We start from the raw sequence: 19,292 nt of genomic DNA, 5'->3' as shown, positions 1-19,292 counted from the left end.
AGGCCATAAGGCCGAATAACGCGGCGAATGAGGGAATCCCGATGAGCTTACTCAAGTAAGTGATTCGGGTGACCGAATGAAGCCAACGCACATGCAACTTGAAGTATGACGGGTATATACTCGGCTTTCAGCGTATTCAGAAAAGGATGTATTGATGGATTCGTTGCAACGCCGAAATCTGATACTGCTGGCGCTCGGACAAGGGCTGACTGGCAGTATTATTTCCCTGATGACGTTGTGTTCTACGCTGGTTGGCGTATCGATGACGCCTGTTCCTCTATTGACCACGCTGCCGATTACCGCGACGGTATGCGGCGCAGCGCTGATGATCTACGCCGTTTCCTCATTGATGACAAAATATGGCAGGCGCAATGCGTTCATCATCGGCACCCTGCTAGGGTTGTCAGGGGCGCTGTTGGCGGCGCTGGCGATTATGCTACATAGCTTCCCCTTCTTTGTGTTTTCGACGTTTGTTCTGGGAATGTCCTGCGCCTTTAACCAATATTATCGTTTCGCGGCTGCTGAAATTTTTACCGATAATCAGCAGAAAAACCGAGCGATATCATGGGTGATCAGCGGTGGTATTTTGGGGGGCTTCCTCGGTCCGTTTGCCGCTAGCCAATCTTCTCAACTCTGGGCATCGTACCCGTTTCTCGGCAGTTTTATTGCAGCCGCATTTATCTGCATTGTGACATCACTGCTGTTGCTTGGCCTTAAACTGCCGCCGATGCCGATGATTACAGCCAGCGCTCAGCGTAGCGAACCGCTGGCGTCGATTCTGAAAAGTCGGGCATTTGTGTTGGGAACCGCAAGTTGTTCCGTCGGATTTGTGGTGATGACGCTATTAATGAACTCGGTGCCGTTGGCGATGCACCAGCACCACTTTTCCATTGGCCACAGCGCGACGGTGTTGCAATGGCATTTTGTCGCTATGTATGCGCCCGCACTGCTATTAGTACTGCTAGCTAAACGGTTGACGCCGGTTCAGGTCGTGGCGATCGGCGTGGCTTGTAACGTGGTGGGGGTGGCGGTCGCGCTGAGTGGTTTGACGTTCTGGCACTTTCTTTTTGCGCTGATGTTGTTTGGCATCGGGTGGGCGTTTATGTTCAACGGTGGAACATTCATGCTGAACGCGTTTACCCATTCCGTGCATAAATCTCGCTTGCAGGGCATTAACTCGCTGCTGATTTACCTGCCCAACGCACTGGCGTCGCTGTCTGCTGGTAGCCTGATGGCGCTAACCAGCGGCTGGCCGCTGGTGAATATGGTCGGTATTGGCATGCTGTTGTTGCTGATACTGGTGCCGATCGTTCTGGAACGGCGCTGAGGTATGGCATGTTTACTCGAAGTGAACGGTTTCCCCGGCCTGCGTCGAGCAGGCGGATGACAGCAATGTGAGAAAGTCTTCACCGCTGCGATTGCATATCCAGCGTTCTGCCTGAAGGGTGAAGTGGTAGCCACCCGCTTTGGTCGCTAACCAGATTTGGTGCAGCGGCTCCTGCCGATTAATCACGATTTTGCTGCCGTTCTCAAAACTCAGCGTCATCACGCCGCCGTTGATTTCATAATCGATGTCGGCGTCACCCTCAAACCGATCCAGCGTTTCTTCCAACTGAAGCATGAGTTCGTCGGCTAATTGGTGGAACTCGCTATCGTTCATTTTCGATTCCTATTGATTTTCATGATCCACCTGCGATTATAGAGAGCATACGAGTATTAATGACAGGTCTTAACGTAATGAAAAACGTGTTTCGCCCACTTCTTCTGGTGTTATCAGTGGTAAGTTTACTCGGTTGCGGCCTGAAAGGTCCGCTTTATATGCCAACCGATAGCAAGTCCGGCGCGTCAACGACTCAGCAAAATGAGAACCAGCCGCCACAAAAGAAACCGTCAATGCGTCCTTAATGTGTGACGACAACAAATAATAACAGGTCACGTATACGTTTATCGCGCCCGGTTAAGTAAGCGGGGGAGTCAGGATAATGCAGTTCGCTAAGATGCACGGATTAGGCAACGATTTCATGGTTGTTGATGCCGTTACGCAAAACGTTTATTTTTCACCCGAACTGATTCGCCGTTTGGCGGATCGGCACTGTGGTGTGGGTTTCGACCAACTATTGGTGGTCGAGCCGCCCTACGATCCTGAACTGGATTTTCATTACCGCATTTTTAACGCGGATGGGAGTGAGGTGGCGCAGTGTGGTAATGGTGCGCGCTGTTTCGCCCGTTTTGTTCGCCTGAAAGGGTTGACCAACAAGCGTGATATCGCCGTGAGTACGCAGACTGGCCGGATGGTGCTGTCTGTGACGGATGATGAGCTGGTGCGTGTCAACATGGGTGAGCCGAATTTCGAGCCGCAACAGGTACCTTTTCGCGCGGTTAAAGCGGAGAAAACCTACATCATGCGTGCCGACGAACATACGGTGCTTTGTGGCGTGGTGTCGATGGGCAACCCGCACTGTGTGATTCAGGTTGAAGACGTGGAAACGGCGAAGGTGGAAACGCTGGGGCCGTTGCTGGAAAGCCACGAGCGCTTTCCTGAACGCGCCAACATTGGCTTTATGCAGATTGTCGATACCCACACTGTCCGTTTACGCGTATATGAGCGCGGTGCCGGAGAAACGCAGGCGTGTGGGAGCGGCGCGTGTGCGGCCGTGGCGGTCGGTATCCAGCAGGGGTTATTGTCCGCGAAAGTTCGCGTATCGCTGCCGGGTGGAGAGTTAGATATTCAGTGGGATGGGCCGGGGCATCCGTTATTCATGACCGGACCAGCAACGCATGTCTACGATGGATTTATTCATTTATGAAGAATGTCGAGGAACAGGCAGAACGCGAGATCGCACTCAGTGACGAGATGGTTTTGCAGTTCCTGCAACAAAATCCTGATTTTTTTATCCGCAATGCGCGTCCCGTCGAACAGATGCGCATTCCTCACCCCGTTCGGGGAACGGTGTCGCTGGTGGAATGGCAACTGGCACGCCAACGTAACCACATTACGCAGCTTGAGGAAGAAATCACGTTGTTGATGGAGCAAGCGGGCGCGAACGAAGTGCTGTTCAATCGCCTGCTTGGGTTACAAACCGAATTGGCATCGGCGGATAGCCTCACAGATATGTTGGATCGGTTGCAGCGCTGGGCGCGTCAGCTTGGCCTGGCAGGGGCAACGGTTCGTCTGTTTAGCGACAAATGGCGCATTGGTGCGCCTTCTGGTTTTACTCACCTTGGGCTAAACCGTTCCACGTTTGAGCCGTTGCGCATTCAGCGCTTCGGACAACAGAACCACTACCTTGGCAGCCTGAACGGGCCGGAATTGTTACTGCTGTTGCCACAGGCTCGTCAGGTTGGTTCGGTCGCGCTGTCGCTGATGGGCAATCATCACGATTTGGGCGTGCTGATTTTCAGCAGCCGTGACAGCCACCATTATCAGGATGGTATGGGAACCGTGCTGCTTCAGCAAATGGCTATGATGTTGCCAGCGATGCTGGCACGCTGGGTTGAGCGGGTATGAACCGGCAGCCCGAACCATCGGAGTCACCTTCCTCTTCTCTTTTGCAAACTGATGTTGATGCTTTCCTGCGTTATCTGAAAGTAGAACGTCAGTTAAGTCCGTTGACGCTGACCAGCTATTCGCGCCAATTATCTGCGGTTATCACGATCCTCTCCGCTGCGGCTATGGTTGACTGGCGCAAGCTGGACGCCTCTGGCGTCCGTTCCGTGGTGTCCCGCAGTAAGCGCGATGGTCTCCATTCCAGCAGTCTGGCGCTACGTTTATCTGCATTACGCAGTTTTCTCGACTGGATGGTGTCACGCGGTGTGCTGGTGGCAAACCCGGCTAAAGGGGTATCCACGCCGCGAGCGGGTCGTCCATTGCCCAAGAATATGGATGTGGATGAGACGAATCGCCTGCTGGAAATCAATTTGGACGATCCCCTCGCGGTGCGCGACCGTACGATGCTGGAAGTGATGTACGGCGCGGGGCTGCGTCTTGCGGAGCTGGTCGGTATGGATTATCAGCACATCGATCTGGCAAGCGGTGAAATCTGGGTGATGGGGAAAGGCAGCAAAGAGCGCAAATTGCCGATAGGAAAAACGGCGGTAACCTGGCTGGAACGCTGGCTGGCGCTGCGCGAACTGTTTGGCCCGCAGGATGATGCCGTGTTTATCTCCAATCAGGGACGACGCATTTCGATGCGCAACGTGCAGAAGCGTTTCGCCGAATGGGGAATTAAGCAGGGCATCAATAGCCATGTTCATCCTCATAAGCTGCGCCACTCCTTTGCGACGCACATGCTGGAATCCAGCGGTGATTTACGTGCGGTTCAAGAGTTGCTCGGTCATGCCAACCTGTCCACGACGCAGATTTATACCCATCTTGATTTTCAACATTTAGCCTCCGTGTACGATGCTGCGCATCCACGCGCCAAACGAGGGAAACCCTGATGCATTTTTACCGACCCCTTGGTCCGATCCGTGCGATCACGTTCGATTTGGATGACACGTTGTACGATAACGCGGACGTCATTCGACGCACCGGGCAAGAGTCAATCCGCTTCCTGCAAGCGTACCATCCTGCGCTTCGTGATTTTCAGGCGGATGATTTCCAAAACTTACGCCAGACCTTGCTAGAGCGAGAACCGGACGTTTATCACGACGTCACCGAATGGCGTCGCCGCGCGGTTGAACTGGCAATGTTAGATCGTGGCCTGAGTGCTGCGGAGTCGAAGAGTGGCGCAAAAGCGGCAATGGAAAACTTTGCCCACTGGCGTAGCCAGATTGCGATTACGGAAGAGACACACCAGACGTTGGCAGCATTAGCCGAGAAAGTGCCGCTGGCGGCGATTACTAATGGCAACGCCGAACCGCACCGCTTTGGCCTCGATCGCTATTTTTCTTTCACTCTGCGCGCTGGTCCAGATGGCCGTGCCAAGCCGTTTGATGATATGTACCATCTGGCGGCGAAAAAACTCAATCTGCCTTTGCATGAGATTCTGCACGTGGGTGACGATCTTACTACCGATGTGGCGGGGTCGATCCGCTGCGGTATGCAGGCCTGCTGGATTAACCTGCGTGAAGGCAGCCTGACGCAGATTGGCGACGCTCGACTGCTGCCGCATATTGAAATTTCGCGGTTGGCATCGCTGTCGGCATTGTTATAATCACGGCATTAGTCTGTATAAATCACCAGTGGAAACGCCCCTGATATGCGCGGTGTTTCCCGTCACCGGATAACCCGTACCTATGGACGTTTCTGATCTGCTCGATGGCCTCAACGACAAACAGCGTGACGCGGTAGCCGCGCCGCGCAGCAATTTATTGGTGCTGGCGGGGGCAGGCAGCGGCAAAACGCGGGTACTGGTTCATCGTATTGCCTGGCTATTGTCTGTTGAAAACTGTTCGCCGTACTCCATCATGGCGGTGACGTTTACCAACAAAGCCGCGGCGGAGATGCGTCATCGAATCGACCATCTGATTGGTACGAGTCAGGGTGGCATGTGGATTGGCACCTTCCACGGATTGGCGCACCGTCTACTGCGTGCGCACCATATGGATGCCAATTTACCGCAGGATTTCCAGATTCTGGACAGTGAAGACCAGCTGCGTCTGCTGAAACGGCTGATTCGGGCACTGAATCTGGATGAGAAACAGTGGCCGCCGCGTCAGGCGATGTGGTTCATCAACGGTAAAAAAGACGAAGGTTTACGTCCGCAGCACATTGAAAGCTACGGTAACCCTATTGAGCAAACGTGGCAGCGTGTATATCAAGCCTATCAGGAAGCGTGCGACCGCGCTGGGCTGGTGGATTTCGCCGAGCTGCTGCTGCGCGCGCATGAACTGTGGCTGAATAAGCCGCATGTGTTAAACCACTATCGTGAGCGTTTTACCAATATTCTGGTGGATGAATTTCAGGACACCAACCGTATTCAGTACGCCTGGATTCGCATGCTGGCGGGTGATAGCGCCAAAGTCATGATCGTTGGGGATGACGATCAGTCAATTTACGGCTGGCGCGGTGCACAGGTCGAAAATATTCAGCTGTTCCTTAAAGATTTCGCCGGCGCAGAAACGATCCGTCTGGAGCAGAACTATCGTTCTACCAGCAACATCCTGAAAGCGGCGAATGCCCTGATTGCGCACAACGGCGGGCGGCTTGGCAAGAACCTATGGACGGACGGTGTCGAGGGTGAACCCATTTCGCTGTATTGCGCGTTTAACGAGTTGGATGAGGCGCGTTACGTCGTCAACCGGATTAAAGCCTGGCAGGAAAAGGGTGGAGCACTGAAAGATAACGCCATTCTTTACCGCAGCAACGCCCAGTCGCGCGTACTGGAAGAGGCGCTGTTGCAGCAGAGTATGCCATACCGCATTTACGGCGGAATGCGCTTCTTCGAACGTCAGGAAATTAAAGATTCGCTGTCTTATCTGCGCCTGATCGCTAATCGTAATGACGATGCGGCGTTTGAGCGTGTGGTGAATACGCCGACGCGCGGTATTGGCGATCGCACGCTGGACGTGGTGCGCCAGACGGCGCGCGATCGTCAGTTGACGCTGTGGCAAGCCACGCGGGCGCTGTTGCAGGAGAAGGTGTTGGCCGGACGTGCGGCGGCATCGCTGCAACGCTTTATCGAATTGATTGATGCGCTGGCCTATGAAACGTCTGAACTGCCGCTACATGTGCAGACTGACCGAGCGATTAAAGATTCTGGTCTGTGGAGCATGTACGAACAGGAAAAAGGTGAGAAAGGGCAGGCGCGGGTAGAAAACCTGGAGGAACTGGTGACGGCGACGCGTCAGTTCAGCTATCAGGAAGAAGATCAGGATCTGATGCCGCTTCAGGCTTTCCTGTCGCATGCCGCGCTGGAAGCGGGTGAAGGTCAGGCGGATGCCAATCAGGACGCCGTGCAGCTCATGACGCTGCACTCAGCAAAAGGGTTGGAATTCCCGCAGGTGTTTATCGTCGGTATGGAAGAAGGCATGTTCCCTAGCCAGATGTCGCTGGATGAAGGTGGGCGTCTGGAAGAAGAACGTCGTCTGGCTTATGTTGGCGTCACGCGTGCGATGGAAAAGCTGACGATAACCTATGCCGAATCTCGCCGTTTATACGGCAAAGAAGCCTATCACCGACCGTCACGATTTGTTGGCGAACTGCCTGAAGAGTGTGTTGAAGAGGTGCGATTACGCGCTAGCGTCTCCCGCCCGGTTAACCACCAGCGCCTTGGCACGCCGGTCACGCAAAACGACAGCGGCTACAAATTAGGGCAGCGGGTTCGCCATGCGAAATTCGGCGAAGGCACTATCGTGAATCTGGAAGGCAGCGGCGATCACGCCCGTCTTCAGGTCGCGTTTCAGGGGCAGGGTATTAAATGGCTGGTCGCCGCCTACGCCAGACTGGAAACGGTGTGATCGCTATGTTTTCTCTGGCATATATCTTATAAAAATCCTGTATTAATCTTTTTCGTCATTTTCGACAATGCTAGGTGACCTGCCGCGTATCCATGGATGTGTGGTATCACAATAAAAAAGGAGCATGCCCATGACGTTAGACCAGATTATTGCCGAGTTACAGAAGAAAAAATGGGTCGATCTCACGCACACGATTACGGAGTCGATTCCTATTTTTGGCGCGTTTGAAGGCGTGTTGCAGCGCAAGACCTTATTCAACGTCGAAGATCACGGCTTTTATGCACAAGCTGTGACGTTCGCCACGCAGACGGGGACGCATATTGATGCGCCGGGGCATTTCGTGGCGGGTAAGCGTTATCTGGATCGGATTGATAATAAAGAGTTGTTGCTGCCAATCGTGGTGCTTCATAAACAAGATGCCGTCGCGCTCGATCCCGATTATCGCCTTTCTGTTGAAGATATTCTGGCGTTCGAGCGTGAACATGGGGAAATCCCCTCAGGAAGCTTCGTTGCATTTGCCAGCGGCTGGAGCACACGCTGGCCCGATCTTGATGCCTTTGCGAATAAAGATGAGCAGGGAGACAGCCATACGCCGGGGTGGTCGCTTGAGGCGCTGACGTTCCTGTTTGAAGAACGCAGTATTAGCGCGGTAGGGCACGAAACGCTGGATACGGATTCCGCTGCTGATTTTCGTCGTAACAGCGGGCTTATCGGCGAGTTCTTTGTGCTGAATCAGAATGCCTGGCAGGTCGAGGTGCTGAACAATCTGCATCAACTGCCGCCTACCGGCGCTTATATTCATGTTAGTTACCCTAATTTCGCGGGTGCACCCGGCTTCCCCGTCCGCGCCATCGCCTATCTGCCAGACAACGCCTAATGTATAAACGCGGTGCCTTTTTATTTTGAGGTAACCGCGCTTCTTATTGATTTAATGAATAATTTTCTTACTTTCACCTTATCCATTCAGCCAATATTTTACAGCGTGTTTCAGCCACGGTTTTAAAGTTGAAGTCTTTTTCATCTCAGCGTAACATGCGCGCATCATTATTCTCGGAGGACTAACGCCTTGGACACACCCAGTCGATACTGGCTCACTAACCTGTTCATTAGGTACAACTTCTAAGGCTATCTTCCTCTGCTGATACCCTTCGTGGTTGTCAGCGATGCTGTTTTTGTCGCTATGAGTCAGATCCGTCGAACGGACTGAAACCTGCTGGTGACACCTCACCTCTGTTTCTGTGCTTCAATCGCGTTATCCATCTCTGCTACTGAAAGGGGAGCTATGGCCCATGCTGAGCGCATTTAAACTGGATAATTGCCGTTTATCTCGTCTGGAATTGGATGACTCCGATGATCTCACTACGTCAATTTGGGTCGATTTGATCGAGCCGGAAGACGATGAGCGTGAGAAAGTACAAACCGAGCTGGGACAAAGCCTGGCAACCCGCCCGGAACTGGAAGACATTGAAGCGTCAGCGCGTTTTTTTGAAGATGAAGACGGCCTGCATATTCACTCCTTTTTCTTCTTTGAAGACGCGGAAGATCACGCGGGCAACTCTACCGTGGCGTTTACTATTCGCGATGGTCGCTTGTATACCTTGCGCGAGCGTGAACTGCCCGCATTCCGCCTGTATCGTATGCGTGCACGTAACCAAACGCTGGTAGACGGCAATGCTTATGAACTGTTGCTCGATCTCTTTGAGACGAAAATTGAGCAACTGGCGGACGAAATCGAGAACATCTACAGCGATCTGGAATCGCTGAGCCGCATCATTATGGAAGGGCGGCAGGGTGAAGAGTACGATGATGCGTTGTCTACGCTGGCGGAACAGGAAGACGTGGGCTGGAAGGTTCGCCTGTGTCTGATGGATACCCAACGCGCGTTGAATTTTCTGGTGCGTAAAGCCCGCTTGCCATCCGGCCAGTTGGAGCAGGCGCGTGAGATTCTGCGCGATATCGAATCCCTGTTGCCACATAACGAATCGCTGTTCCAGAAGGTTAACTTCCTGATGCAGGCGGCGATGGGCTTTATCAACATCGAACAGAGCCGGATTATCAAGATCTTCTCGGTGGTCTCCGTGGTGTTCCTGCCACCGACGCTGGTGGCATCCAGCTACGGGATGAACTTCGAGTTTATGCCGGAACTGAAGTGGTCGTTTGGCTATCCAGGTGCGATTGTGCTGATGATTCTCGCTGGACTGGCTCCGTACCTCTACTTCAAACGTAAAAACTGGCTTTAAGTTTTTACGGATGCGCTTGATGGAAATTAACCATCAGGCGCGTCACGTTTTCTCTCTTCGATGCAAAACTCCTTTCCTGCTTGATAGTTTGCGACCTTACTATTCCTGTTTATTCTCCAACTATTCTGTTTATACTCGTCATACTTCAAGTTGCATGTGCGTTGGCTACGCTACTCGGCACACTTATGTGTGCCTCGCCCCGTTGGGGCCGCTGCAAGCAGCGTTCAAATCTGCCCTTGGCAGATTTGTTAGTCACCCGAATCACTTACGTGAGTAAGCTCATCGGGATGAAATGAGAGACATCCTGTCTCTCACCGAAGGCCAGCCGTTGGCTGGTCAAATTCGTTCTCGACGAATTTGTCCTTCGCTTGCCGCGTTATTCGGCCTTATGGCCTCACCCCTTCGGGGTCAGCGCAAGCGCTGTTCAAAAACGCCTTGCCGTTTTTGTCCTGAAACTCGAATTATTTAGAGTATGGAATGGTGGACTGCTTTTCTGTTCCTACTTTCTATTTTTACTCTTACTCTTACTCTTTATTCCTAAACAAGGGTCGTGTGCATGAAAGGGATGTCACCGTGGGTGCAATGGGGAATCCTGCTGTCGGTCTCATTAATTCTGGGGTTTGGGCTACAGGTTTACCACGTTCCCGCCGCGCTGTTGCTGGGCCCAATGATGGTTGGCGTCGTTATGGGGTTAAATGGCGCGACGATTCGTATTCCGCCCGTCGGCTTTGCAGGTAGTAATGCCATTCTGGGCTGTTTGGTTGCGCAAAGCCTGTCTTTTTCTATCCTGACCCCTCTACTGAGTGAATGGCCGCTGGTGCTGTTCATTCTGTTGGCAACGCTGGCAGCCAGTGGATTATCTGGCTGGCTGTTGGTCAAATTTAGCGAGCTGCCCGGAACGACCGGAACCTGGGGGGCATCGCCGGGCGGTGCGTCTGCGATGGTCGCGATGGCTGGCGAATTCGGTGCGGACGTGCGGCTGGTCGCCTTCATGCAATATTTACGCGTATTGATGGTCACCGCGTCGGCCGCGTTTGTGGCACGCCTGAGTTTGGGTGATGACGCGGCGGAAAACAGCGCGATGCTGGTCTGGTTTCCTGCACTGGACTGGCGCTTTCTGGCGACGCTCGGGGTGGCATTCGGTAGCGCATGGCTAGCAAGGCGCTTACGTATTCCATCAGGGGCATTACTGGGGCCGATGATTATCGGTTCGATGCTGCATGCCAGCGGCACATTACAACTACAAACGCCGGAATGGCTGCTGGCATTGGCTTATGCTGTGATTGGTTGGAGTGTGGGTTTATGTTTCACTCGCCCGATCTTTTTGCTGGCGATACGCACGTTGCCTCACATGATGGCGTCGATTGTCGGGTTGATGCTGCTGTGTGGCGGAATGGCATGGATGGTGACGAAAATAATGCCGGTGGATATGCTGACCGCTTTTCTGGCGACCAGCCCTGGCGGGCTGGATTCGATTGCGATTATCGCCGCAGGCAGTCGAGTCGATATGGCGTTTGTTATTGCCATGCAGACGCTGCGGCTGTTTTCGACGCTGTTGTTTAGCCCGATCTTATCGCGCTTTATTTCCCGCCGAGTTGAGGTTGGGACGTTGTAGCAGGCGTGCGGCGTAGCTTACGCTGCGTATACAGTGCATCCAGAATGAATAGCGCCAGCGCGCCCCAAATGAAGGCAAAGGTAATCAGTTTGTCACTGCTGAATGTTTCACCGTAGAATACCACTGCCAGTATGAACATGATGGTGGGGCCGAGATACTGGAAAAAGCCGAGCGTTGACAGGCGCAGACGCATGGCCGCCGCGGTGAAGAACAGCAGCGGTACGGTGGTGACGATACCGGCAGAGAGCAGCAGCAGATTCAGCGACCAAGGGTTAGCAGTCAGATGGCTGCTTGGCGTGTCGGCAATAAAAAACAGATAAATGACGGCGACTGGCAGCAGCCATAGCGTTTCGATCAGCATGCCGGTTTGCCCGTCGATGCCAATTTTTTTGCGCAGCAGGCCGTATAACGCGAAGCTGAATGCTAGCCCCAGTGCAATAACCGGCAGCGAACCGAATGTCCATAGCTGAACCAGTACGCCAGTCACCGCGAGCAGTACCGCCAGCCATTGCAGACGACGAAAACGTTCCCCTAGAAAGATCATACCTAGCATGACGTTAACCAGCGGGTTGATAAAATATCCCAGACTGGCTTCCAGCATGTGATGATTGTTGACCGCCCAGATATACAACAGCCAGTTCCCGCCGATAAGTACCGCTGTTAACGCCAGCAGAAACAGATGCTTGACGTTGCGGCAGGCATGGCTCACCTGACGCCATTTTCGGCCGAGCGTCAGCAGGATCAGCATAAAGAAGAATGACCAGATAATACGGTGTGTCAGTATTTCATTGGGTGGAACGTGCTCAAGCAGCTTGAAGTAAACGGGAGCAATTCCCCAAATAAAATACGCACCGAGGGCGAAAAATATCCCCTCACGGGTTTGTTGCGCATTCATGGGTGACTCGATAAGGACGGCGGGAAAACGCTAAGTCTACCCAAAACGGTGAGCGCTTTCACGTAAAGTGTTCATTACATGGTTTGCCCGCTATCCGATAATATAGGTTGCGGTGGCACTGGCCAGATGCGAACCCTGTTCGTTATGCAATTCGGCGCGTGCGACGGCGATTTTATTACCACCGCGCAGCAGCGTGCTGGTAATAGTGAAGTGCTCCCCATAGCCCGGCCGCAGATAATCGACTCGCATGTCAATGGTTCCCATGCGTGCAAGTCGGTGATGAAATTCCCGATCGCTGATCGTTTCATGGCGCAGCAGCGTGTTGCCGACGCACACTAATCCGGCTGCGACGTCCAACCCCGCCGCAATCACGCCGCCGTGCAGAATCTGTTGTGCCGCATTGCCGATGAGTTTCTCTTGCCGCGCGAACGTCAGGACGGCTTTATCGGCGTCAAACTGCTGTAGCTCAAGGCCTAGCTCGATGTTGAATGGCATCTTATAAATGAAAATCTCACCAACGAGCTGGCGCACGGTCTCTCTGGTTAAGATCGTTCCCTGAAATGATGGTACGTCAGCCATAGTGGTTTTCCGCTCAAATAAGAAATACGCGTTAATTGTAGTTAATTTGATGCTTTAAAGTTATGTAGGTGTTTATTTTATGCATTGATTTTGTTTCTTTCCAGAAAAGGTCGAGAAACCGGGGAACGGTAATTCAAACGCCGCGGAACTGTGTAGAATGGCGGGCTTGCATTGCGGAAATACCCATTACTCATTGGTTAAAACGAATATTGGTTAAAACGAACGCCGGTTAAAACACATGTCGGAGAAAATGGATGCGTAAAATAGGATTCGTACTGGCAGCAGTATTGATAGCACAGGCTCATGCTGAAACAACAACGAACGCAAACGCGCCAGCGCCGAATCAACCGGCGGTACGCGGCAGCATTATCGCCAGCCTGTTACAAGAGCACGACACCCCGTTTATTCTCTATCCTTACGAGAGCAACTACATACTGTATACCTATACCAGCAACATCAATAAAACGGCGATACAGAGCTATAACTGGGGCGATGAAGCACGTAAAGACGAAGTGCATTACCAACTGAGTCTGGGGTTCCCGATCTGGCGCGGTATTCTGGGGGGAAACTCGTTATTGGGCGCATCTTATACCCAGCGCTCCTGGTGGCAGTTGTCTAATAAAAGCGAGTCTTCTCCGTTCCGTGAAACTGACTACGAGCCACAGGTCTTCCTGGGCTGGGCCACCAACTACACCTTCGCGGGCTGGACGCTGCGGGATGTGGAAATGGGCTTTAATCACCAGTCTAATGGCCGTTCCGAGCCAACGTCGCGCAGTTGGAACCGCGCTTATGTTCGCCTGATGGCGCAGAACGGCAACTGGCAGGTCGATGTGAAGCCGTGGGTGCGTTTCTCCGACAGCGAGGACGATAACCCGGATATCACCAAATACATGGGGCATTACCGTTTACGCGTCGGCTATGTGTGGGGCGATAGCGTGTTTAGTGCGGAAGGACGCTATAACTGGAACAGCGGCTATGGCGGCGGCGAGCTGGGCTGGAGCTACCCGCTGACGCGTCATGTCCGTTTCTACACCAAGGTGTTTAGCGGCTACGGCGAATCCCTGATTGATTACAACCACCGTCAGACCCGCTTTGGCGTTGGGGTGACGTTGAACGACATGTTCTAACGATCGTGTTTTAAAGACGGGTGTTTTAGCGATTGTCGTTTTAACCCTCGTCGTTTTACCAAACTAACGATTGCAGTTTTACCCGACGGCGCTGAAAATAGCGCCTGTTTGATTTCATTGAATTGGGGAAGGCGTGTCTACGGCGGAAGTATTGAATAAGGAAGCGCTGGCGGTTCAGGTTCTACGGGACACGTTCGGCTACCAGCAATTCCGACCGGGTCAGCAGGAAATTATCAGCGCGACACTCAGTGGGCAGGACTGTCTGGTCATTATGCCGACAGGTGGCGGTAAATCGCTGTGCTACCAAATCCCTGCGCTGGTGATGGACGGGCTGACGCTGGTGGTGTCTCCACTGATTTCGCTGATGAAAGATCAGGTCGATCAGCTTCAGGCCTACGGTGTTTCGGCAGCTTGCCTTAATTCGACGCAAACACGCGAACAGCAGCTTGAGGTGATGGCAGGTTGTCGTACCGGTCAGATCAAGCTGCTTTATATCGCCCCCGAACGCCTGACAACGGACAGTTTCCTCGATCACCTTGCCCACTGGCAGATCTCACTGATCGCCGTGGATGAAGCGCACTGTATTTCCCAATGGGGACACGATTTTCGCCCTGAATATCGCGCACTGGGGCAGATTAAACAGCGTTTCCCTCATCTTCCTTTTATTGCACTGACGGCCACCGCCGATGAGACCACGCGCAACGATATCGTTCGCCTGTTGGATCTCCAGTCACCGCTGATTCAGATCAGCAGCTTTGACCGCCCGAATATTCGCTACACGCTGGTGGAGAAGTTCAAACCGCTCGATCAGCTCTGGATGTTCGTGCAGGGGCAGCGTGGCAAAAGCGGCATCATTTACTGTAATAGCCGCTCCCGCGTGGAAGACATCAGCGCACGTTTGCAGGCGCGCGGGCTGAGTGCGGGGGCGTATCACGCCGGGTTGGACAATGAACGGCGCGCGCAGGTACAGGAAGCGTTCCTGCGCGACGATCTCCAGGTGGTGGTAGCGACCGTCGCCTTTGGTATGGGCATCAACAAGCCTAACGTGCGGTTTGTGGTGCACTTTGATATTCCGCGCAACATCGAATCCTACTATCAGGAAACGGGGCGAGCTGGACGTGACGGCCTCGCCGCCGAAGCGGCACTGTTCTACGACCCGGCGGATATGGCGTGGTTGCGCCGTTGTCTGGAAGAGAAACCGGCTGGGCCACAGTTGGATATTGAACGTCATAAGCTCAATGCGATGGGCGCGTTTGCCGAAGCGCAAACCTGCCGCCGTCTGGTACTGCTGAACTATTTCGGTGAAGGACGCCAAGAGGCCTGCGGCAACTGCGATATTTGTCTCGATCCGCCGAAGCGCTATGACGGGTTAGTAGAGGCGCAAAAAGCGCTTTCCTGCGTATACCGCGTTGGGCAGCGTTTTGGTCTGGGGTATATCGTCGAGGTGCTGCGCGGGGCGAATAACCAGCGTATCCGTGACTTCGGCCATGACAAACTGCCGGTTTACGGCATTGGTAAAGAGAAATCGCAAGAACATTGGGTCAGCGTGCTGCGCCAGTTGATTCATCTGGGTTTACTGAACCAGAACATTACGATGCATTCTGCCGTACAGCTTACCGAATCTGCGCGTCCGGTATTGCGGGGAGAAGTGCCGCTGCAACTGGCCGTGCCGCGTGTGATTAACCTGAAACCCCGCACGAATCAAAAATCTTATGGCGGGAATTACGACCGTAAGCTGTTTGCCAAATTGCGCAAACTGCGTAAATCCATCGCGGATGAGGACAATATTCCGCCTTATGTGGTGTTCAGCGATGCCACGCTGCTAGAGATGTCGGAACTGATGCCGATCACGGCGGGTGAGCTGCTGAATATCAACGGGGTCGGTCATCGCAAACTTGAACGTTTCGGTGCACCTTTCATGAACATGATCCGCGATCATGTCGATAATGATGACGAGTGACGCTCTGACGGTCGTCTTGTCTGATGGTATTTAAAAACAGGAAAACCAACATGCTGATGCTATTTCTGACGGTGGCGCTGGTGCATTTCATTGCGCTGATGAGCCCAGGGCCAGATTTCTTTTTCGTTTCACAAACTGCCGCTAGCCGTTCGCGCCGCGAAGCGATGATGGGCGTGCTGGGTATTTCTCTGGGTGTTGTGGTCTGGGCGGCTATCGCGCTGCTGGGGCTGCACCTGTTGCTACAAAAAATGGCCTGGCTGCATACCGCTATTACCGTCGGCGGTGGGCTGTATCTGTGCTGGATGGGCTGGCAGATGCTGCGTTCGGCACGGCGTAAAGCGCAGTTGGAAACCACGCAGGAAACGGCGGTGGTATTGCCGCAGCGTGGCAAAACCTTCATGCGTGGGCTGCTGACGAATCTGGCTAACCCAAAGGCGCTGATCTATTTCGGCAGCGTGTTTTCGCTGTTTGTTGGTGATAGCGTCGGCAGCGGTGCACGTTGGGGGCTGTTTGCGCTGATATCGATTGAAACGCTGATCTGGTTCAGTCTGGTTGCGATGGTTTTCGCCTTACCTACCATACGTCGTGGCTATCAGCGTCTGGCTAAATGGGTGGATGGCGTAGCGGGCGTGTTGTTTACCGGTTTTGGCCTACACCTGATTTTCTCTCGCTAACCGTTCTTCCTGAACGTTCCCGCAGGAGAAACAACAACGCGCCGTGATTCTATACGGCGCGCTGCCTTCATCAGGCCTTTCTCGCGGTGGCGAGTAATGCGCCGACCAGTACGAACAGCGATCCAAATATCCGGTTGAGCGTCTTCATCTGCCGTGGGCCTTTCAGCCATCCAGCGATACGCGTGGCTAGCGTGGCGTAGCCAATCATCACGATAATATCGACCACAACGGTGGTGATACCCAACACCAGATACTGTGCGGCCTGCGGTTGATGGGGGATAATGAACTGCGGAAACAGCGCCGCCAGAAACACAATGCTTTTCGGGTTGGTCAGGTTGACCAATATCGCGCGTTTAAAGAGCTTACGACGCGGCATGGCGCTGGCAAGCGCCTGAAGGTCGAGTGCGCCCGCGGCGCGCCACTGCTGAATACCTAACCAGATCAGATAAGCTGCGCCCAGCCATTTCAACACATCGAAAGCCAGTACGGACTGGTTAAGCAATGCGCCTAATCCGATGCCGACCAGCACGATATGAATAGCCAGCCCGACCTGCAAGCCACAGATCGAGGCCGCTGCGCCGCGATAGCCGTGGCTGATGCCGGTGCTCATGGTATTGATGGCACCCGAACCGGGGGATAGACTGAGAATAAGCGTTGTGAGTAAGTAGGTTAACCACCAATCCAATGTCATGAAATACTGCTCCTGAACCACGTTCTGTATTACGAGAGTCTGTCTGTTTTTTATGTCACAATACGCTCGTGCTCTACTGCTTGTCATGTTCTTCCGCTAGCTTTGTTTTCCCTGCGTCACCGGAGAGGTGTGATGATTCAACGCCCCAATACGTTGTTTACGTCGGAACCGTTAACGCCTGAATCGTTAATGACCAGTCTGCTGACGCGAGAAGCGCAGTTTGCCGCTTTTTCTACCGGAGAATTACTGGATTTCTGGCGTCAGCGCGAAGAAGGCGAATTCTCTGGCGTGGATGCTGTGCCAATCCGGTTTGTTCGTTTTACTGCGCCCCAGAATGACAAGATTGTTGTTGTTTTTTCAGGCCGTATCGAAAGCTATGTCAAATATAGCGAAGTGGCTTACGATCTCTTTCATCGCGGCTATGATGTGCTCATCATGGATCACCGTGGGCAAGGGCGATCTGGACGGATGTTGCAAGACGGCCACCGTGGACACGTGCTGCGCTTCAGTGATTATGTCGATGATGCCGAAACACTGTGTCAGCAACACATTGATGTGAAAAGATATACCCGGCGGTTTGCGTTAGCACATTCAATGGGGGGCGCGATTCTGGCACAGCTTCTGGCTCGCCAACCTGCGATATTTGATGCGGCGGCACTGTGCGCGCCGATGTTTGGCATTCGTTTACCGCTTCCTCATTGCGTGGCCGGATGGATTGTCGATTGGGCGGAGCGCCGCCCGGCGATACGTGATTATTACGCTATCGGCACCGGACAGTGGCGTCCTTTGCCTTATCGGATGAATGTGCTGACGCACAGCCGTGAGCGTTACCAGCGCAGCATCCGCTTTTATGCGGATTCGCCGGATTTGCGCGTAGGCGGGCCGACTTACCATTGGGTACGTGAAGCGCTACAGGCGGGAAAACAGTTGCTGGCGCAGGCTAGCACCATCACCACGCCGCTTCTGCTATTGCAGGCGCAGGAAGATCGCGTGGTCGATAACCGTAGTCAGAATGCGTTCTGTCAGGCACTGGTGCAGAACGGAAACGCCAATTCTGACGGCGTTTTACAGGTTATCTGCGGTGCGCGGCATGAAATTCTCTTTGAAACGGATACCCTCCGCGCTCAGGCATTTGCGCTGATTTTTTCGCACTTTGCGCGTTATCATTAATTTTTGCGGCGTATGCCGCCAATACACCAGAAGTGAGATCTCATCGTTATGTACCATGTCGTTGCGTCCGATTTAGATGGCACACTGCTGTCACCTGACCACTCGCTGTCCCCGTATGCGAAAGAAACCCTCAGGCTGCTGACGGAGAAAGGGATTCACTTTGTGTTCGCTACCGGAAGGCATCACATGGATGTCGCGCAGATCCGCGATAATCTCGGTATCAGCGCGTTTATGATTACCTCGAACGGCGCGCGTGTGCACAACTCGCAGGGCGAGCTAATTTTCAGCCACAATTTGGATCAGGATATTGCCCGCGACCTTTACAGCGTCGTACACAATAACCCCGATATGCTGACGCACGTTTACCGCGATGATGAGTGGTTTATGAACCGTCCGCGTGCGGAAGAAGAGCGTTTCTTCAAAGAGTCGATCTTTAAATACAAGCTGTTTGAACCTGCACTACTTGAGACCGATGGCGTCAGCAAGGTGTTCTTTACCTGCGATTCCCACGAGCAGCTGTTGCCGTTGGAAGAAGCGATCAACGCGCGCTGGGGCGATCGCGTCAACGTGAGCTTTTCGACGCTCACCTGTCTGGAAGTGATGGCGGGCGGCGTGTCTAAAGGCCATGCGCTGGAGCAGGTGGCGAAGATTATCGGCTTCTCGCTCAAAGAGTGCGTAGCGTTTGGCGATGGCATGAATGACTACGAAATGTTGTCGATGGCGGGTAAAGGCTGCGTGATGCAGAACGCGCATCAGCGCCTGAAAGATATGCTGCCGGATCGAGAAGTGATTGGCTCTAACGCGGACAGCGCAGTGCCGAATTACCTGCGGGAATTGTTTCTGAAGTAATTCATCGCCAAGGTCGATGGCGACGTACTGGGTGAGGCAGTTGGATAGGATGAGGCGCGGCGTAGCAGGTACGCCGCGCAGAGAGTACACG

At 53.4% G+C, this 19,292-nt stretch carries 20 protein-coding genes; 16 read left to right on the top strand and 4 right to left on the bottom strand.

Going from position 1 to position 19,292, the window contains the following annotated elements:
• The first annotated feature begins 154 nt into the window (after positions 1 to 154).
• Complete coding sequence (locus EDI29_RS09785; protein WP_137740745.1) at positions 155 to 1,327, top strand: MFS transporter; 1,173 nt, start codon at positions 155 to 157, stop codon at positions 1,325 to 1,327.
• A 12-nt stretch (positions 1,328 to 1,339) separates the two neighbouring features.
• Here EDI29_RS09785 and cyaY read toward each other — a convergent pair whose 3' ends face one another.
• Positions 1,340 to 1,660 carry an iron donor protein CyaY gene (cyaY, locus tag EDI29_RS09780; RefSeq protein WP_107170507.1) on the bottom strand — a complete coding sequence of 107 codons (321 nt, stop codon included), beginning with the start codon at positions 1,658 to 1,660 and terminating at the stop codon, positions 1,340 to 1,342.
• A gap of 59 nt (positions 1,661 to 1,719) precedes the next feature.
• On the opposite strand from cyaY, the gene lptM reads away from it, so the two are divergent.
• The 10 genes from lptM (at position 1,720) to EDI29_RS09735 (ending at position 11,256) form a co-directional block, all read left to right on the top strand.
• Positions 1,720 to 1,905 carry an LPS translocon maturation chaperone LptM gene (gene lptM, locus EDI29_RS09775; RefSeq protein ID WP_107170506.1) on the top strand — a complete coding sequence of 62 codons (186 nt, stop codon included), beginning with the start codon at positions 1,720 to 1,722 and terminating at the stop codon, positions 1,903 to 1,905.
• Between the two features lie 77 nt (positions 1,906 to 1,982).
• Positions 1,983 to 2,807 carry a diaminopimelate epimerase gene (gene dapF / locus EDI29_RS09770; RefSeq protein WP_137740744.1) on the top strand — a complete coding sequence of 275 codons (825 nt, stop codon included), beginning with the start codon at positions 1,983 to 1,985 and terminating at the stop codon, positions 2,805 to 2,807.
• On the top strand, positions 2,804 to 3,508 hold the full coding sequence (locus EDI29_RS09765; protein ID WP_107170504.1) for a DUF484 domain-containing protein: 705 nt from the start codon (positions 2,804 to 2,806) through the stop codon (positions 3,506 to 3,508). Before dapF ends, EDI29_RS09765 begins: the two co-directional genes overlap by 4 nt.
• Entirely contained in the window at positions 3,505 to 4,440 is a 936-nt protein-coding gene (gene xerC / locus EDI29_RS09760) for a tyrosine recombinase XerC (protein WP_137740743.1), read from the top strand. Before EDI29_RS09765 ends, xerC begins: the two co-directional genes overlap by 4 nt.
• Positions 4,440 to 5,156, top strand: coding sequence for a 5-amino-6-(5-phospho-D-ribitylamino)uracil phosphatase YigB (gene yigB / locus EDI29_RS09755; RefSeq protein WP_137740742.1), 717 nt, complete (start codon positions 4,440 to 4,442; stop codon positions 5,154 to 5,156). The genes xerC and yigB overlap by 1 nt, the downstream gene beginning before the upstream one ends.
• A gap of 82 nt (positions 5,157 to 5,238) precedes the next feature.
• The gene (gene uvrD / locus EDI29_RS09750) at positions 5,239 to 7,401 is read left to right on the top strand and encodes a DNA helicase II (RefSeq protein WP_137740741.1); all 2,163 of its coding nucleotides are present in this window, start codon (positions 5,239 to 5,241) and stop codon (positions 7,399 to 7,401) included.
• A gap of 130 nt (positions 7,402 to 7,531) precedes the next feature.
• Positions 7,532 to 8,278 carry a cyclase family protein gene (locus tag EDI29_RS09745; RefSeq protein WP_137740740.1) on the top strand — a complete coding sequence of 249 codons (747 nt, stop codon included), beginning with the start codon at positions 7,532 to 7,534 and terminating at the stop codon, positions 8,276 to 8,278.
• A gap of 189 nt (positions 8,279 to 8,467) precedes the next feature.
• Complete coding sequence (ysgD, locus tag EDI29_RS23205) at positions 8,468 to 8,524, top strand: YsgD/CorL family protein (RefSeq protein WP_349814568.1); 57 nt, start codon at positions 8,468 to 8,470, stop codon at positions 8,522 to 8,524.
• Between the two features lie 166 nt (positions 8,525 to 8,690).
• Positions 8,691 to 9,641 (top strand): magnesium/cobalt transporter CorA, encoded by a 951-nt coding sequence (gene corA, locus EDI29_RS09740; RefSeq protein ID WP_137740739.1) that lies wholly within the window; start codon positions 8,691 to 8,693, stop codon positions 9,639 to 9,641.
• 556 nt (positions 9,642 to 10,197) lie between these two features.
• Complete coding sequence (locus EDI29_RS09735; protein ID WP_137740738.1) at positions 10,198 to 11,256, top strand: AbrB family transcriptional regulator; 1,059 nt, start codon at positions 10,198 to 10,200, stop codon at positions 11,254 to 11,256.
• Here the strand turns inward: EDI29_RS09735 and rarD are convergent.
• Together rarD and EDI29_RS09725 are read right to left on the bottom strand one after the other, a co-directional pair.
• Entirely contained in the window at positions 11,222 to 12,151 is a 930-nt protein-coding gene (rarD, locus tag EDI29_RS09730) for an EamA family transporter RarD (protein ID WP_137740737.1), read from the bottom strand. The genes EDI29_RS09735 and rarD overlap by 35 nt on opposite strands.
• Positions 12,152 to 12,241: 90 nt before the next feature.
• Positions 12,242 to 12,730, bottom strand: coding sequence for a thioesterase family protein (locus EDI29_RS09725; RefSeq protein WP_137740736.1), 489 nt, complete (start codon positions 12,728 to 12,730; stop codon positions 12,242 to 12,244).
• A 254-nt stretch (positions 12,731 to 12,984) separates the two neighbouring features.
• On the opposite strand from EDI29_RS09725, the gene pldA reads away from it, so the two are divergent.
• The 3 genes from pldA to rhtC all read left to right on the top strand — a co-directional run bounded on the left by pldA (position 12,985) and on the right by rhtC (position 16,491).
• The gene (pldA, locus tag EDI29_RS09720) at positions 12,985 to 13,857 is read left to right on the top strand and encodes a phospholipase A (protein ID WP_137740735.1); all 873 of its coding nucleotides are present in this window, start codon (positions 12,985 to 12,987) and stop codon (positions 13,855 to 13,857) included.
• Positions 13,858 to 13,990: 133 nt separating this feature from the next.
• Positions 13,991 to 15,817: an ATP-dependent DNA helicase RecQ gene (gene recQ, locus EDI29_RS09715; protein ID WP_137740734.1), complete on the top strand. Its 1,827-nt coding sequence runs from the start codon at positions 13,991 to 13,993 to the stop codon at positions 15,815 to 15,817.
• A gap of 50 nt (positions 15,818 to 15,867) precedes the next feature.
• Positions 15,868 to 16,491, top strand: coding sequence for a threonine export protein RhtC (rhtC, locus tag EDI29_RS09710; RefSeq protein WP_005969249.1), 624 nt, complete (start codon positions 15,868 to 15,870; stop codon positions 16,489 to 16,491).
• Between the two features lie 70 nt (positions 16,492 to 16,561).
• Here rhtC and rhtB read toward each other — a convergent pair whose 3' ends face one another.
• Entirely contained in the window at positions 16,562 to 17,182 is a 621-nt protein-coding gene (gene rhtB / locus EDI29_RS09705) for a homoserine/homoserine lactone efflux protein (protein WP_014701754.1), read from the bottom strand.
• A 132-nt stretch (positions 17,183 to 17,314) separates the two neighbouring features.
• Between rhtB and pldB the strand changes: the two genes are divergently transcribed.
• Both pldB and yigL read left to right on the top strand, forming a co-directional pair.
• Positions 17,315 to 18,352: a lysophospholipase L2 gene (gene pldB / locus EDI29_RS09700; RefSeq protein ID WP_137740733.1), complete on the top strand. Its 1,038-nt coding sequence runs from the start codon at positions 17,315 to 17,317 to the stop codon at positions 18,350 to 18,352.
• A 48-nt stretch (positions 18,353 to 18,400) separates the two neighbouring features.
• A complete protein-coding gene (yigL, locus tag EDI29_RS09695; RefSeq protein ID WP_010294521.1) occupies positions 18,401 to 19,201 on the top strand; it encodes a sugar/pyridoxal phosphate phosphatase YigL in 801 nt (266 codons plus the stop codon).
• Positions 19,202 to 19,292: the final 91 nt, after the last annotated feature.

Origin of the sequence: Pectobacterium polonicum, from assembly GCF_005497185.1 — a bacterium.
In the GTDB taxonomy this organism is placed as follows: domain Bacteria; phylum Pseudomonadota; class Gammaproteobacteria; order Enterobacterales; family Enterobacteriaceae; genus Pectobacterium; species Pectobacterium polonicum.
The sequence above is the reverse complement of the archived record's forward strand: the minus strand, read 5'-3'. Positions and strand labels throughout refer to the sequence as shown.